Origin of the sequence: Streptosporangium lutulentum (assembly GCF_030811455.1) — a bacterium.
Taxonomy (GTDB): domain Bacteria; phylum Actinomycetota; class Actinomycetes; order Streptosporangiales; family Streptosporangiaceae; genus Streptosporangium; species Streptosporangium lutulentum.
The window spans coordinates 7872714-7888363 of record NZ_JAUSQU010000001.1; the positions used below are offsets into that span (position 1 = coordinate 7872714).

A 15650-nucleotide genomic window follows, 5' to 3' on the forward strand; every position below is an offset into this window, starting at 1 on the left:
TTGGTGGGACTTAACGGTGCTTGTTCGCCTCACGTTCGGGGACGGCGAGTCGGCGGGCTTGTCGCGTGCGGGGTCGCGCTCTCGGTGGTCGTGATGCCGTCGGTCGTGCTCGCCGTATCCGCCGCGCCCGCCGCGCCCGCCGCGTCGCGGGCGAGGGTCGTGGGGGTCACGGGGACTACGGGGGTGTCCTGCCAGAGCGGAGCCGCGGTCCGGGTCTCGGCGGGCGAGTGCGCCGGGGCGGGCTCCGGGCGCCTGGCTCCGGACGGTTCCCGTCCCGGCGTCCCCGATATGGCTCCGGACGGTTCCCGTTCCGGTACGTCCGGCCGGGGTTCGGGTGGTTCCCGCTCCGGCACGTCCGACTTCGGCACGTCCGGTCAGGCTTCGGATGATTTCCGTTCCGGCACGTCTGGTTCGGCTTCGGGTGGTTCCCGTTCCGGCACGTCCGGTTCGGCTTCGGGTGGTTCCCGTTCCGGCACGTCCGGCCGGGGTCCGGGTGATTCCCGTTCCGGCGCGCCCGGCTCGGTTTCGGGTGGTTCCCGTTCCGGCGTGCCCGGCTCGACCGAGACGGTGACCCCGGTTCTGCCGCCGGAGCAGGAGCAGGCACCGGCACCGACGCCGGATCCGCAGGCGACGGCGGCAGGGAGGCAGGACCTCTCCGGCACCCCGGAGTCGTCTCCTGCCTCCGCACCTGACGAGCCTGTCGTCTCGCCTGACGAGCTCGTCGTCTCACCGCCGGTGCGCAAGCCTGCCCCGGCCGGCAAGGAGGAGAACGGCTCGCGCCGTGAGACCGCGACGCCCCGCCTGAGACTGACCAAGATCGCCTCCGCCGTCCCCGCGAAGAAGGGGGGCAGGCTGGTCTACACGATCACGGTCACCAACGAAGGGAAGGTCGACTATCCCGGCGTCGGGATCCTCGACGACCTGTCCGGAGTGCTGGACGACGCGGCGTTCAACGGAGACCAGCGGGCGTCGAGCGGAACCGTCGTCTACAGCGAACCGATCGTGACCTGGAGCGGCGACGTGGCCGGGGGCGAGACGGTGAGGATCACCTACAGCGTCACGGTCGACGCCGACGGGGACAGGATCCTGGAGGGCCACGTCGCCGGTCCGCCTTTCGCCTCGAACTGCAGCCCGGGGTCGGCCGCTCCGGAGTGCGGGGGGCGCATCGGCGTCGCGGAGCTGAGGATCAAGAAGTCGCTCACCCCCGGCCGGCCCAGACCCAACGGGACCGTGGACTACACGCTCACGGTCACCAACGCCGGAACCGCGACCTACCCGAGGGCGACGATCATCGATGATCTGTCCGGCGTGATCGACGACGCCGTTTTCAACGGCGACGAGAAGGCGTCGAGCGGTACGGTCTCCTACGCCGAGCCGAAGGTGACCTGGAGCGGCGACGTGGCGGCGGGCCAGACGGTGACGATCACCTACAGCGCGCGGGTGGCCGACCGGCCGGCCGGGGACCGGCGGCTGTCCGGCGAGCTGGCCGGGCCCGAGGGCTCCAACTGCGTCGCCGGTTCCGCCGATTTCGCCTGTGGCAACACCTCCGAGGCGGGACTGCCGCTGCTGAACATCGGCATGTCCGCCGACCGGGAGACGGTCAGGCCCGGCGACGTGATCGTCCACACGATCACGGCCCAGAACGTCGGCGCCGCCGCCTACCTCGGCGCCACACTCACCGACGAGCTGTCCCAGACACTCGACGACGCGACCTACAACAACGACGCCAGTGCCACGACCGGCGCCGTCTCCTACGACGAGTCCCGGCTGAACTGGACCGGTGACATCGCGGCGGGTGAGACGGTCACCGTCACCTACAGTTCGACCGTCAAGGACACCGGTGCCGGCGACCATCTGCTGGTCAGCGCGATCGAGGCTCCCGGGGGCGGCACGAACTGCCCGGCTCCGACGCCCGAGGCCGGCAGGATCGCCTCTCCGGTCCCCAGGGCCGATCGCGAATGCGCCCACCGCGTCGTCGTGGAGAACGTGACGATCAGCGAGACGCTCTCGCCGCAGGCGCCCCGGCCCGGGGAGGCCGTGACCTACACGATCACCGTCGCCAACGCCCAGGAGGTCTCGTACACCGGCGCCCATGTGACGGACGACCTCTCCGGGGTGCTCGACGACGCGACCTACAACAACGACGCCAGGGCCTCCTCGGGCTCCGTCACCCTCACCGGGCCGACGCTGGACTGGAAGGGCGACCTCCCGGCGGGGACCAAGGTGACGATCACCTACAGCGTCACGGTGAACGACCCGCCGACGGGAGACCTGACGCTACGGAGCAGGGCGCTGGGGGTGTCGCCGGGATCCAACTGCCGCGCGGGCTCGACCGACCCGAACTGCGACCCCGGCCACATCGGGATCGTCCTGCGGTCGGCTCGGACACCGACGTCCACCCCGTCCTCCGCGCTGTCGCGGAACCCGTCGTGCCTGCGGACGTGCACCCCGTCGTGCGACCGGAGACACGACGTCTCGTGCCGGGAATGCGATCGCTCGGACGGCCGCTCGGACCACCGTGTGGACGACCGTGCGGACGATCGGTCGTGCGACTCCTCATGCGACCGGAGGTGCGGCTCCTCGCGGGGCTCGGCGCGAGACGTGCCGGGCTCGGGCGGTCGCCCGTCCGAGCTGCCGTTCACGGGGCTCCCGGTGGCGCCGGTCGTGCTGGCGCTCCTGCTGTCCGGACTGGGCCTGACCGTACGGCTGTGCGCCGGGCGGGGGCGGCCTGAGGGCTCCTGACTGTCCGACGGCCCGGCGAAGACGACCTGAGTGGTCCCGCCGGAGCCGATGCCGGCGTCCCGCGGAACCGCTCCGGGGTCCGCGGGACGCCGAGAGGCCGAGCGGTCAGCCGGCTGCGGGGACGGTGAAGGGGGAGACACCGCCCCGCACGTCGTCGGCGGGCCACGGGCGTTCGGTGGAGAACACCACCGTCACCGCGGTCGTGTCCACGCCGACGGCCCTGATGGCCTCTCTGGTCTTCTCGGGCACCGCGGTGAGGACGACGACCTTGTTGGTCTTCACGTCGATGTAGCGCACGCTCCCCCCGTAGGGGTGTGAGGACAGAGCCTCGTCGAGTTTCCGTTTGATCGGGGCGAGCTCCGCCAGCGAGCGGGCGACGAGCTTGGGCCGGGCGCCCGCGGCGGTGATCAGAGGAATGTCGGCGGCGTTGTTGGTGGCCACCACGAGGGTCTGCGAGACGGTTCCCATGAACCAGGAACCGCCGAAGCGGTCACCGAGCCGGCTGCGGAGCCGCGCCGCGATCGGTGTGAGGCGGGCTTCGTTGCGCAGGCGGGTCAGGGTCTGTTCCCTGGTGAGGCCGAGGTCGCGCTGGAGCGCCTCGATCACGTCCGGAGGCGGTGGTTGCCAGGTGGGCGGAGCGGCGTGGGAGACCGCTGCCTGAGGTCCGGTGGCGAGGGCGGACGTCAGAGTGAGGGCGGCCGTCAGAGTGAGGGCGGCCGTGAGAGTGAGGGCGGTGGTCGCCAGAACGCATTCCGTGGTAATGGCACGTCTGCGGGACATGGGGTCTCTCCTCGGCCTCGGCTTGTAAGGGAAGAGGGAGGAGAGTCGCTTCGTGTCGCAGGTTGATCATGCGATGTGGGCAACCCCACCTTAATCCAGTCGTTGCCGGTCAAGGCCGCAAAAGCCGTGCGCCACGCGGCCGCCGATTTCGCCGGGTCCGCACGCGGGCGCGCGGCGGTGCGGGGACGGAGAGAACGGCGGAGAGGCGTCAGCGGCAGACGGTGTCGAGGGTGACGGCTTTCTGCCCGGAGATCTCCCCGACGCTCTGCTCCTCGTGGCGAGCCCGGCCCCTGCGCCCGCTGTCGCCGGAATCGTTCCGACCGGCCGCCATGACGGGAGGGGCGGGCGGCTCGGCCAGAATGTCGGCGACCTTGCTCTTGATCAGGTCGTAGTCGGGCGAACCCGTGTTGATCAGAGGGGGAACGAACTGGAAGCTCTTGATCCGGGAGTTCTTCACCTTGGAGGACAGGTCGATCAGCTTGGGCAGCAGTTCCTGCGGGATGTCGGTGGAGACGGCGTTCATCGTGGCGTGGGCCAGATTCTCGAAGCTGCTGAGCACCGTCACCGGATCGGCCTGCTTGACGACGGCGTTGAGCAGGCACTTCTGCCTTCCCATCCGGATGTAGTCGTCGCTGTAGGTACGGGCTCTGCCGTACCAGAGGGCCTCCTCGCCCGACAGCCTGCGCGTGCCCGTTGTGATCAGGCCCTCGTTCTGCCTGCCGTACACGATGGGGTCCTTGACGGTGACCCTCACCCCGCCCATCGCGTCGACGATCTCGATGAAGCCCCTCATGTCGACCATCGCGTAGTTGGTGATGTCGAGCCCGGTGATGCCGCTGATCGTCCGCTTCAGCAGCGCCGGGCCGCGATGCCCCTTGGCCATCCTCGGCGCCATCTCGGGATAGTCCTCGGCGTACTGGAAGACCTCGTTGAGCATGCCCACGCGGTAGGGCGGCTCGCCCTCGAAGCCGAAGGGGAAACGGTCGCGGGCCGGGCCGGGAGGCATCGGGACGTCCTCCAGGTTCCGCGGCATGCCGAACAGCACGGTGTCGCCGGTGGTGGTGTCGATGCTGGCCACGGTCATGCTGTCGGTTCGCACCCCGGGCCGGTTGGGCGCCGCGTCCGCGCCGATCAGCAGGATGTTGAACCGCTCGCGGCCTTTCCACGGGTCCACCGGGACCGGGGTGGTGCTCGTGGCGAACACCGAGTTCACCACGTTCCTGGAGATGTAGGCCAGCCGGGCCATGTAGGCCATCGGGGCGACCACCAGCGCGCACATCAGGCCGACCGCGAGGGCCGAGAGGTAGCGGGCCGAGCCGGACAGCGCCTCGGGCCGGACGAGCTGGTAGGACCGGATGACCACGGCCACCGTGATCCCGGCGAACAGCATCGCGGCGAGTGCGAAGAACCAGAGCCAGCTCGGCTGCACGGCCAGGGAGAGCAGCGGGGGTCCGGCGGTGAGCAGGGCGGTCGTGACCCCGGCGGCGAAGGTCAGGTAGATGCCCATCAGGCAGACACCCGTCACGCGGCGACCCGCCCAGATATGGGCCAGGCCCCATAGAACGGCTGAGCCCAGCGTAAGCGCCAGGCTTGCTCCGATACCGCTACGCCCCCCGTTACCTGCCATTTTTCCAACAGCTCCCGTCCCTCAACCCGATGCGTCACAGGTTAGTAACGGTTTTCGGATGTAAGGGGTATGTGACCGTACGACGCGCTGAGGGACGCCGGTCAAGATTCGGTGAGCCGGTTCCCGTTCATGGCCGATATCGCCGACCTTCGAATCACACCAAAGGTGCACTTATCGGCGTGCGGCCGAGTCCCGAACGTGAGGGCGTCGGCCGGTGTACGGCCGGATCCCGCGTCCGGAGCCGGTGATCACCAGTCGGCGGCGCCGGCGAACGACGTCGCCGCCGGCCTGTAACGGAGCCGGTCGCGGGCGGCGGTGATGTCGAGAGTCCGCTCGACGGCCAGGTGCCCTGCGGCGTAGCGGGTCAGCCGGGGCGGGCGCGGCCGCCTGAGCGTCCGGAACGTGGTCTCGGCCACGGCGGCGAGGGGAGCGACCAGTTTGAGGGGCAGGTAGTACGGCTCGGCGTCGATCCCGCGTTCCTTGAGGATCGCGCGCAGGGCGTCGTCGAGGATGACGGGTTCGGCGTCGGTCACGTTGAAGACGCCGCACCCGACGGGACCGGCGGCGGCGAGCAGGCAGGCCCGGACCAGGTTGTCCACCGAGGTCAGGCTGATCCGCTGGCCGCCGTCACCCACGGCGAGGAGCCTGCCTCCCCTGACGGCTCCGAGAACCCGGGGGAGCAGGGTGGTGTCGCCCTTCCCGTAGACGGCGTGCGGCCGCAGGACGACCGCCCTCTCCAGGACCTTCTCCGCGGCGGCCTTCGAGGCGCCGTAGGCGTTGGCGTACCGGCCGACCGGAGCCATGCTCTCCGCCGCCATCACGGTCGGCCGGAACGGGTCGTAGACGCTGGCCGTACTGACATGAACGAACCTGGCGCCGGGGAAGGCCTCGGCGGCGGCGCGGGTGCCGTCCACGTTGGCCGCCCAGATCTCCCTCCGCGGTCCCCAGTCCGTGACGCTTCCGGCGCAGTGGATCACCACATCCAGCTCCGGCAGCTCGGGCCTGGCCCCCAGGAGGTCCCACGGCGTGTACGGCGCACCGCCGACCCCGGCGGGTTCCACCGACGGACGCCTGCCGAAGGCGGACACCTGCCAGCCCTCGTTCACGGCCGCACGGCAGACCGCCCCGCCCACGAACCCGGACGCTCCCGTCACCCCCAGCCTCAGCACGTCCTTCCTCCTTCGCGGGTGCGGCGGGGTGTGAGGGCGAGGTCGTGGACGGCCCGCTCTTCGCGGGTGCGGAGGGGTGCGAGGTCGTGGACGACCCGTTCGAGGGCGGTTCCGTCTCCGGGGCGCACGGCGGGCGATCTCACGGCTCAGGCCCGGCGGGAGACCAGGTCGCGGAGGGCGGCGCGGTCGAGTTTGCCGGAACGGCCCGAGCGGGGGAGGGTGTCGAGAGACTCGATGCGGTCGGGGACGGCCATGGCGTCCACGATGCCGGGAACGGCCCTCCTCAGGGAACCCTCGTCGTAGTCGCCGGTGGGGACGACGGCCAGCACGACCTCCTCGTCCCCGGTCACGGGATCGGGGAGTCCGACGATCGCGGCCTCGGCCACCCCCGGCAGCGCGGCGATGGCGGGTTCGTACAGACCCGGATAGATGTTGACCCCGTCACGGAGGATCATGTCCTTCTTCCTGCCGAGCAGGATCAGCCGGTCACCTTCGAGACGGACCAGATCACCGGTGGCGACCTCCTCCAGCGGATCCTCGCCGAGATAGCGCTGGGCGAGATGAGGACCGGAGACGAACAGCTCGCCGTCGTCCGCGATCCGGACGCCGATCCCGGAAAGGGGCGCCCCGAGCAGATCCCCCTCGAACTGGGCCAGCTTCTCCCGCGCCGAGGCGATCGCGATCGGCAGCGCCTCGGTCATCGCGTAGACCGACAGCACCTCGGGTCCGGCCTCGATCGCGCGGCGGAGTACGCCGGGCGGGGCGGGGGCGGCACCGAGCAGCAGGTAGCGCAGGGTGCCGGGCAACTTGGGAGTCTCACGCAGGAGCCTGTCCAGGTGCACGGGTACGGCGAAGGTGTGGGTGGCCCTCCTCGCGGCCAGTTCCGCGGCGAGATCCCCGCCTCCGGGCAGCGACCAGGTCGCCCCGGCCATCAGAGCGGGCAGTCCGAGCATCAACTGGTCGGTGTGGACGACGTCGCCGGGCCCCAGCGGGAAGGCGCTCTGGAACAGCTTCAGCCCGGCCGCCAGCGACCCCCGCGTGTGCACCACTCCACGCGGGCGCGCGGTGGTTCCCGAGGTGAAGATCACGGCCGCCGGCTGGTCCGCGGTGTCCGGGACGCCTGACGGGTCCGGGGAGGCGGAGCCGGGGAGGCGGAGGATCCCGGAGAGCCGCAGGGCTCCCCGGGGGACGCCCGGCAGCCACGGGCCCGTGTGGAGATGGCGGACGGCCCGCCCGGGAAGAGGGTCACGGAGGTTCGGCAGGAGCAGGCCGCGGCGGCGGGCGAGGCCCCTGAGCGGGCCGCTCAGGGTGTAGAGCACCGACTCGGCGACCACCCACGCCGGGCGGGTGGCGGCCAGGCGGGCCGCGAGCACGTCGGGAGCCAGTCCGGGATCGGCGAGCACGAGCATCCCGCCCGCCGCCACGGCCCCCAGCGCCAGCGTCACCGCGTCCACTCCGGGCCGCACCGCGAACAGCACGCCGTCCCCCGGCCGCAGCCCGCCCTCCGCGCCCGCCGCGGTTCCCGCACCGGGCCGGCCGGTCATCGCGTCGCGGACCGCGTTCACCCGCCGGGCCAGTTCGCCGTAGGCGACCTCGCGGCCACGGCCGTCGATGACGGCGGTCCGCTCCGGCTCCCGCCCGGCGACGGTCATGATGCCGGTGATGATGTCGTTCATGTCGCTTCGATCCAGAGATGTTCGTAGGTCGGGATGAGGACCCCCCTGGCCGCGCTGCGCCGTACGACACGCACCCGGTGGGAGAGCACGACCGAGGCGACCGCCCGGATCTCCGCCAGGGCCAGCGGGTAGCCGATGCAGAAGTGCGGACCGGCGCCGAACCAGAGGCGGCGCAGCTCGGGCGGGTGCTTCAGGGAGGGGTCGAACGGCCCGTACGACCGGGCGCAGTTGTGGGTCACGATCAGCACCCGGTCGCCCGGCCGCACCGCCACCGCGCCGACGCGCGCGGCCGAGTCCACCGAGCGCAGCATCACCGGCGTCGGCGTGGTGATCCGCATGGCCTCCTCGATCACCTGGTCCAGGTCGCCGGCCTCCGTCCGGTGGTCGTGCAGGAGGGCGATCAGCCGGGGGACGAAGGTGGCGACCGTCTCGGTGCCGGTCAGGAAGAACGCCCCGGCCGCGCCCCTGGCCTCGGCCGCCGACAGTCCCTGCTCCCGCATCCGGCCCATGAGCGTGGACTCGTCCCCGGACTCGTAGGCGGCCTGCGCGATGTCCCCGATTCTGTCCAGCGTCCGCCGGGCGACCACCGCCTGCCGGTCCGACAGCCGCCGGGACCGCAGCGAGACCATCGAGACGACCCGCTCCCCGTCGTCGAACAACTCCCGGGCCCGCGCCTCGGAGACCTCGCCCAGCCCGATCACCCGGCAGATCACCGCCCCGGCCATCACTCGCATGGCGTCGACCAGGTCGACCGTCTCACCGTGCTCCAGCCGTGCCGAGAGCTCCTCCAGCGGCCGCCGCAACACGTCGGCGACCAGTGCGGAGACATACGCGGTGGTGAACAGCGGCATCAGCTTCCTGCGCAACGCCAGATGCCCCTCGCCCTCCATGTTGAGCAGCACGGAGGGGCCGAGGATCGGCGTCCACAGGTCGCCGGGCGAGCCGGGGCCGTCCTTGCGGAACCGCTCGTCCATCAGTACGGCACGCGCGGTGGCGGCGTCGTTCACCACCACTCCCAGCCCCGGCACCCGGACCACCGGGCCGAGACGGGCCAGCAGCCGCATGAGCGGGTAGACGAAGGGATGGGCGGCCAGGTGGAGACGGGTCTCGTGGTTCACCGGACGTCGATCACCTCGGGGCGGTAGTGGTGGTCGGCGTACCAGGCCAGGGTGCCCGCCAGGCCGTACGCCCGCAGGCGCCGGACCGAGCCGAAGACCACCACGTCGCGGCGCGAGCCGTAGGCGGGGGTGAGCTTGCGGACCCGGTTGACCAGGGCGCGATCCTCGTGGACCTCCTCGATCGCGGTTCTGGGGAAACCTCCCGCGCGCTCGTACAGCGAGGCGGTGATGGCCAGGGTCGCGCCGGGCATCATCACGTACGGCCCGAGGTACTCCGGCGACCTGTTACCCGGCCGGAAGCGGCCGAACGTCGCCGCCAGGTCCACCACGAACGGGATGAGGCGCCGCTCCCAGAACTTCAGCGGGAACTCGTCGGTGCGGGGCCGGAGCTGTCCGCCGACCATCTCCAGCCCGTCGCCGAACGCCCTCCGGATGTTGCGCACCCAGTCGGGGCGGGGCAGGCAGTCGGCGTCGGTCCTGGCCAGATGGGTCGCGCCGTGCGCGATGGCGTGGCGCATGCCGGTGTCGGAGGCGGCGCCGGTGCCCTTCCTGGTCTCGGTGATCATCTGGACGCCGTGCCGCCGGACGATCTCGGCGGTGTCGTCGGTGCTCGCGTTGTCCACGACGACGAGCGTGAAGTCCTGGTCGTCCTGCCCGGCCAGCGCCTTGATCGTCGCCTCGATGCCGCCCGCCTCGTTGTAGGCCGGAACGATCACCCAGAGGTCCATCACATCTCCGCCAGCATCACGCCGGTGCTGATTCCGCCGCCCAGGCCGAGCAGCGCCACCCGGTCGCCCGGTTCCCAGCCGCCCAGCGTGAGCTGGAGCGGCAGCGTGGTCGAGGCGCAGTTGCCGTGCTCGGGCAGGCTGACCACGAGCTTCTCCCGGGGGATGTCCAGCATCTTCACCAGGAAGTTCAAGTAGGGCAGCGCCACCTGGTGCACCGCCACGAGGGCGAAGTCGTCCCAGCTCAGGCCGGTGCGCTTGAGGGCGTTGAGAAAGACGTCGGGGCCGACCAGTTCGAACGCCTCCTTCAGCCTCCGCCCGTCGCCGCGGAAGTAGGAGTATTCGGGATCACGGGGGTGCGCGGAGCCGCCTCCCGGCAGGGTGCCGATCACCCACGCGGTGGAGTCGGCCGCGAAGTCGCGATAGAAGATGCCGCGTTCCGCGTCCGCGGTGATCAGCACCGCGGCTCCGGTGTCGGAGAGGGTGTACCCGGCGAAGGAGTCCACGAACTGCGCCCGGTCCCGGACCCGCCACCGGATCGCCCGCGACGGGATCTCGCCCGAGCAGACCAGCACCCTGCGGTGCGCACCGCTCAGGATGAGAGCCTCGGCCACCTGGATTCCGTTGAGCATGCTGTTGCAGGCGTTCTTGACGTCGAACACCGGGCACGAGAGCCCGAGCTTGGCCGCCACGATGTGCGCGGTCGCGGGCTCGACCATGTCCTGCGAGGCCGACGCGAACACGAGCAGGTCGACACCGCCGTGATCGAGCCGGCGGACGGCCTCGACCGCCAGGTCGGACGCCTGCTGGTCGTCACGGGCCACGTGGCGCAGGCGGATGCCGGTCAGTCGTTCGATGACACCTCCGTAGGGCACGTATCCCTCGATCCGCCGTTCCACCTCCGCACTGGACAGGGTCCGTTCCGGCAGATAGGTCGCGACGCCCGTGATCCGGGCTTTCATGGATCTCCCTCGATAGCGTCAAGTCTTTCCATGCTCGCGCAATGTACCGAAAACGAACAGTCGGACGGTCGTCCCGGCCGGCTCGGCGTCGGGCCGTACGGGGAACGGCGCCGTATCGGGACAGGAGAGATCATGCCGTGTCTAGCCTCGCGCTTTCGCCGAGGGGCCGGCCCGTGTTGATCGTTTAAATGCGAAAAGTGCCCTGAACTGGGAGGATTGGACTTGCTGAGGGTCCTGTCCACACCAGTTCGAAAGGCACTTTTCGAGTGCAGCTTATCGGTCATCGTTCCAAGATCGTCACGTCTGCGGACGGCAAGGGATTGATCAGCCAGGCCGGCGGCCTGCTGCTGATGGAAACACTGAGAGTGACCGGCCTGGACAAGGGCCTGTCGCAGGCGCTCCAGCCGTGGCGCGCACCCCGGGCAGTACATGATCCCGGGAAGATCGTGGCGGATCTGGCCATGACACTCGCGCTGGGCGGGGACTGCCTGGCCGACATCGCGGTGTTGCGGTCCTCACCCCAGTTATACGGGCCGGTGGCCTCCGATCCCACGGTGTCACGGCTGGTCACCACCCTCGCCGCCGCAGGACCCAAGGCGTTGCGGGCGATCCGCGCCGCTCGCGCGCAGGCACGGGCCAAAGCATGGCCCCTGGCCGGTGAACGCGCTCCCGGAGCGGACGGCACACTGATCCCGGTGGACCTGGACGCAACCATCGTGATCGCGCATTCCGACAAAGAACAAGCAGCCCCGACCTGGAAACACACCTACGGCTTTCACCCGATGACCGCGTTCATCGACCACGGCCCAGACGGGACGGGGGAGGCCGCCGCCCTGCTGCTACGCCGTGGGAACGCCGGATCCAACACCGCCGACGATCACATCACCGCCGGACGACTCGCCCTCAACCAGATACCGGCCCACCTGCACAAGCAGGTCCTGATACGGACCGATTCGGGGGGCGGCACCCGCGCCTTCCTCACCTGGGTGACCGCCCGCCGCCTGAAGTACTCCATCGGGTTCAACCTCACCGACGACATCTGCGCCGCGATCCTGTCCCTGCCCAAGGATGTGTGGGAGGTCGCCTACGACGCCGACCGCCAACCTCGCGACGGCGCGTGGGTCGCCGAACTCACCGGCATGCTCGACCTGTCGTCCTGGCCCAAGGGCATGAGGGTCATCGTCCGCAAAGAGCGTCCCCACCCCGGCGCGCAGCTGCGCTTCACCGACATCGACGGACACCGCTTCACCTGCTTTATCACCGGAACCCGGCCCGGCGGCGGCCGCGGCCAGCTCGCCGACCTGGAACTACGCCACCGTCGCCGGGCCCGCTGCGAGGACCGCATTCGCTGCGCGAAAGACACCGGGCTGCGGAACCTGCCGCTGCACGGATCCGCTCAAAACCAGATCTGGTGCGAGCTGGTCGCCCTGGCCTCGGAGCTGACCGCCTGGATGCAGATGCTCGCCCTTGACGGCCTCCCGGCCCGTCGCTGGGAACCCAAACGCCTGCGTCTGCGCATCTTCTCGACCGTTGGACGCATGGTTAAAGGCGGACGACGGCTGCGCCTGCGCCTCGCTCACCACTGGCCATGGGCCGATCTGATCGCCACCGCGGTCACTCGCCTGCAGATGTTGCCGGCACCCTGACCAGCCCCCGATTGCCCAGCCGACGCAGGAAGGAGACCGTCCGGGCCCGTGGAACCCCGCCCACCCAGCGCGACAGCTGGGCGCCAACGCTGACCAGGACCTGAAAAACCAAGTCGGTTGACCCCTCTACCCGACCCAACCGACTTCACGAAAGATCGAGGCTAGACGGAATATATGGCGCGATGTGGGGGCGAAGAGTTTCGTGGGGCGGTTGCGTGTGTGACGGTGTGCCCGCCAGGCGAGAAGGGGGCCGCAGTATGTCTGCCGGGAGGGCTATGCGGCGATGTGCCCGCCAGGCCGGGGCCACAGTGGTGTGTCCGCCAGGCTGGGAAGTGGCCTCGGTGAGCCGGAAGAGCGTCGTTTATGGAGAGTGGAGCGGGACGATCTCCTCCCGCCGGGTGATCTCGGCGTGCGGTTCGACACGTCTCCGAGCACCTTCTATGGGCATAACGCGCCATTGGCGAAAAGAAGCCCGATTCTCGATCTGACGACAAAGGGTGCAATCGAGGAGCCGGTCGGATTCTTGGAAGAGAACCGGATCCGTTTCGTGGAAACCTGGTCTACGCTGGTGCGGGTGGTGAGATCCAGGTAAATGTGCTGCATGCCATATTGCTAGAGAGCAGCGGAAACGCCCTGCCGTCGGCGAGTTCCCTGAAGTTCTGGACGTTAGCGTTGCGATCAGGTGAATCGCCGGGTTTCGGTCCTTCGCCTTTGGGGGTTTCGTCCGCCGCCCGTACGTCATAAGCGTCGGCTCCGGGTCGGATGCCTCCCATCGGGAATGTCGCGGTAGTGGCGGTGCAGCCGACTGACATATCCGATCTGATGGAGACATTTACAAAAGGGTAGATCGAAAATAATCTTGCCGCCGGAGTTGTCGTGTTCCGCCGACCGCGCTGGAGTCCGCTGCCCCCATGGCCCATCCGTTACCTACGCCTTCGCCGATCTCTCAGCCGGCCCCCGCCGCTCAGGGGCCCGGTGGCTCGGTGGCGTCGCCCACGGCTGAACCCTCCCCGGCCGCTCCTCCGCCGACCTCTCAGCCTTCTCCCGTTGCTCAGGGGCCCGGCGACTCACAGGAGTCGCCCACCCCATCGCCTGCTCCTCAGCCGTCGTCCACCGCTCCGGGACCGAGTGGTTCCCAGGCATCGCCCACGGCCGAACCTTCCCTCCCCAAACCTCTGGCCGGCCCTCAACCGTCTCCGGCCCCGCCGGGAGTGGACGGCGAGTATTCGGGGATCGATCCCGCTCTGATGGACGACTTCGAGCGAGGACTTGGCCGGGCGGAGGACGCACTCGGCCGCAACGAACCTCGGATCCGCAGCACCTTGCAGAGGCTCGACCTGGACACCTCGGGACTGAGCTCCCTGCGCGAGGTGCAGAGCTGGATCGGGACCAGCCGTCCCGACCTGAGGCGCCGCAGCGAGACGATCCGCACCGAGCGTACGGAGTGGGGGTCCGCCTCCGGCCTCCCCGGCGAGCTGACCGCCTTCGACGAGGCGCTGTACGGCAAGGCCGCCCATGATCCCGACGTCTACGCCGCGATCGTCAAGGTGGCCGAGGCCGCAGAGAAGGGCGAGGTCGACGCGAAGGCTCTGGCGGAGCTGGAGAAGCGGACGGGAGACGCGACGTTCGCCGCCGCGCTGATGAACGCGATGGGCGCGACGGGGTTCCGCAAGCTGATGGGGAAGACCGTTGGGCACAAGGACGACAAGAAGGTGGAGCGACTACAGATCGCCCTCGGCAAGACCCTGGGCACGGCCAGCCCGAAGCTGAGCAACGCCTGGCGCGACGAACTCACCTCCGACTTCGCCATCGGATGGCAGGAGGGTCACGGGATCTCGCTGGCACTCAAATATGCCACTTCTAAATATGCCGGCCCCGAATACGGTGCCTCCAGCGGGGTCGTGAGCACCGCCTTCCTGCTGGCAGCCGCCAAGAAGGTCGACGCTTGGGACCGTGAAGCATCCAAGTTCCCCGTCGGCATTGACCCAGGCGTCACGGTGGCTCTCCTGGAGGCGCTCAGCAGTGATCCCGCAGCGGCCCAGGACTTCTTCGCGGGCGACCCCACCGCGCTGAAGCACTATCTGACCGAACGGGGTATGCGCGACGGCGGTGAGGCATTGGGCAAGGCCCTGGTGGCCGCGATGCTCACCTTCCGTGATCATAAAGGCTCGCCACAGGCTCCTTCACGCGGCTATCTGTCGGCCAAGCTGGCCTCGGAGTTCGTACATCTGGAAGCCAAACGGATTGAGGCGGGCAATCCCCCCGCATTCGTGAAGCCCACCACCACCGGCCGCATCCTCGCCGGCTATGTCAGTGATATCAACTACGTCGCTCAGAAGGTTGGTGACATCGTTGCGCCCGGAGTCCGGGGAGCTGACAATCCCAGCGCGTCTGGACAGGACCCTTGGGGGGCGCAGTTCAACCTGGAAGAGTTACGCCAAGTGATGAAGGAGGCGTTCGCGGATTCCAAGGCGTTCGCCCCCGTTTTGGCCGCTCAGACGGCATTCGCTGGTTGGATTCTCGATCATGGTGCAGCGGAGATGACTGCCGGACGGGGCGATGGTGCACTTCTGAGTAATGCGAAACGAGCGGGGGCAGGCTTCGGCATGATCACCGACGCAGCAGGCCTTGCCAAGATCGAGGAAGGCAAGGAGTTGGACGAGAAGCAGCAGCAGAACATGCGGGTGCTTATGGCTGTAGTGAATACCGGCCTCGTCATTCCGCAGGCGAAAGCTTGGCAGCTCACGGCCGACCTCGTGGGGGCGTGGACGGGTGTGGCCGAAGGCAGCATCAAGGGCGATGCAGAAGCCAAAGCCCGCGTTAACGCCAACACCGTCGTTGACCAGACCCAAGCCCTCATGCGTGATCTCACGGCGCAGGCCATGCTCAAGCGAGGAGCGTTCGGCGCTGCCGAGCCCGCTGCCAAGACCCATCCCTGGGCCTCGCTGGAAGGTCTGGAAAAGGGAGACGACCCTCGTGAGAACCCTAACAACTTCCTCAAAGAGGATGGTCGGACACTCATGACTATGGACGAGATGATCGACAAAACGGTCACCAATGGCGCCGACAAGGATCAGCGGCTCGAGGCCTACAGGCGATGGCTCTACGAGGGGCCGTCAGGGCGACCCTGGAGAGATGTTGAGGACCGCCTGGACCAGGGCTTCTCCAATGGTTTCTCCCAATACGGATCATGATGAGAATACCG

General features: G+C 69.3%; 11 protein-coding genes. 3 read left to right on the forward strand and 8 right to left on the reverse strand.

Annotated elements, in window-relative coordinates; translation table 11 throughout:
- Positions 1 to 29 precede the first annotated feature (29 nt).
- Positions 30 to 170: a hypothetical protein gene (locus J2853_RS35555; RefSeq protein WP_307565084.1), complete on the reverse strand. Its 141-nt coding sequence runs from the start codon at positions 168 to 170 to the stop codon at positions 30 to 32.
- Between the two features lie 376 nt (positions 171 to 546).
- On the opposite strand from J2853_RS35555, the gene J2853_RS35560 reads away from it, so the two are divergent.
- Complete coding sequence (locus J2853_RS35560) at positions 547 to 2742, forward strand: DUF7927 domain-containing protein (protein ID WP_307565085.1); 2196 nt, start codon at positions 547 to 549, stop codon at positions 2740 to 2742.
- A 105-nt stretch (positions 2743 to 2847) separates the two neighbouring features.
- Here the strand turns inward: J2853_RS35560 and J2853_RS35565 are convergent, their stop codons facing one another.
- The 7 genes from J2853_RS35565 to J2853_RS35595 all read right to left on the reverse strand — a co-directional run bounded on the left by J2853_RS35565 (position 2848) and on the right by J2853_RS35595 (position 10799).
- Positions 2848 to 3522 (reverse strand): S1 family peptidase, encoded by a 675-nt coding sequence (locus J2853_RS35565; RefSeq protein WP_307565086.1) that lies wholly within the window; start codon positions 3520 to 3522, stop codon positions 2848 to 2850.
- Between the two features lie 208 nt (positions 3523 to 3730).
- Positions 3731 to 5029, reverse strand: coding sequence for an LCP family protein (locus tag J2853_RS35570; protein WP_307565087.1), 1299 nt, complete (start codon positions 5027 to 5029; stop codon positions 3731 to 3733).
- Between the two features lie 368 nt (positions 5030 to 5397).
- Positions 5398 to 6318 carry an NAD-dependent epimerase/dehydratase family protein gene (locus tag J2853_RS35575; RefSeq protein ID WP_307565088.1) on the reverse strand — a complete coding sequence of 307 codons (921 nt, stop codon included), beginning with the start codon at positions 6316 to 6318 and terminating at the stop codon, positions 5398 to 5400.
- A 146-nt stretch (positions 6319 to 6464) separates the two neighbouring features.
- A complete protein-coding gene (locus J2853_RS35580) occupies positions 6465 to 7994 on the reverse strand; it encodes a class I adenylate-forming enzyme family protein (protein ID WP_307565089.1) in 1530 nt (509 codons plus the stop codon).
- Complete coding sequence (locus J2853_RS35585; protein ID WP_307565090.1) at positions 7991 to 9112, reverse strand: cytochrome P450; 1122 nt, start codon at positions 9110 to 9112, stop codon at positions 7991 to 7993. The genes J2853_RS35580 and J2853_RS35585 overlap by 4 nt, the downstream gene beginning before the upstream one ends.
- The gene (locus tag J2853_RS35590; protein ID WP_307565091.1) at positions 9109 to 9840 is read right to left on the reverse strand and encodes a glycosyltransferase family 2 protein; all 732 of its coding nucleotides are present in this window, start codon (positions 9838 to 9840) and stop codon (positions 9109 to 9111) included. The genes J2853_RS35585 and J2853_RS35590 overlap by 4 nt, the downstream gene beginning before the upstream one ends.
- The gene (locus J2853_RS35595; protein WP_307565092.1) at positions 9840 to 10799 is read right to left on the reverse strand and encodes a 3-oxoacyl-ACP synthase III family protein; all 960 of its coding nucleotides are present in this window, start codon (positions 10797 to 10799) and stop codon (positions 9840 to 9842) included. The genes J2853_RS35590 and J2853_RS35595 overlap by 1 nt, the downstream gene beginning before the upstream one ends.
- 266 nt (positions 10800 to 11065) lie before the next feature.
- On the opposite strand from J2853_RS35595, the gene J2853_RS35600 reads away from it, so the two are divergent.
- Both J2853_RS35600 and J2853_RS35605 read left to right on the forward strand, forming a co-directional pair.
- The gene (locus tag J2853_RS35600) at positions 11066 to 12445 is read left to right on the forward strand and encodes an IS1380 family transposase (RefSeq protein ID WP_307553893.1); all 1380 of its coding nucleotides are present in this window, start codon (positions 11066 to 11068) and stop codon (positions 12443 to 12445) included.
- A 1247-nt stretch (positions 12446 to 13692) separates the two neighbouring features.
- Positions 13693 to 15639, forward strand: a complete 1947-nt coding sequence (locus J2853_RS35605) for a hypothetical protein (RefSeq protein ID WP_307565093.1) — start codon at positions 13693 to 13695, stop codon at positions 15637 to 15639.
- Positions 15640 to 15650: the final 11 nt, after the last annotated feature.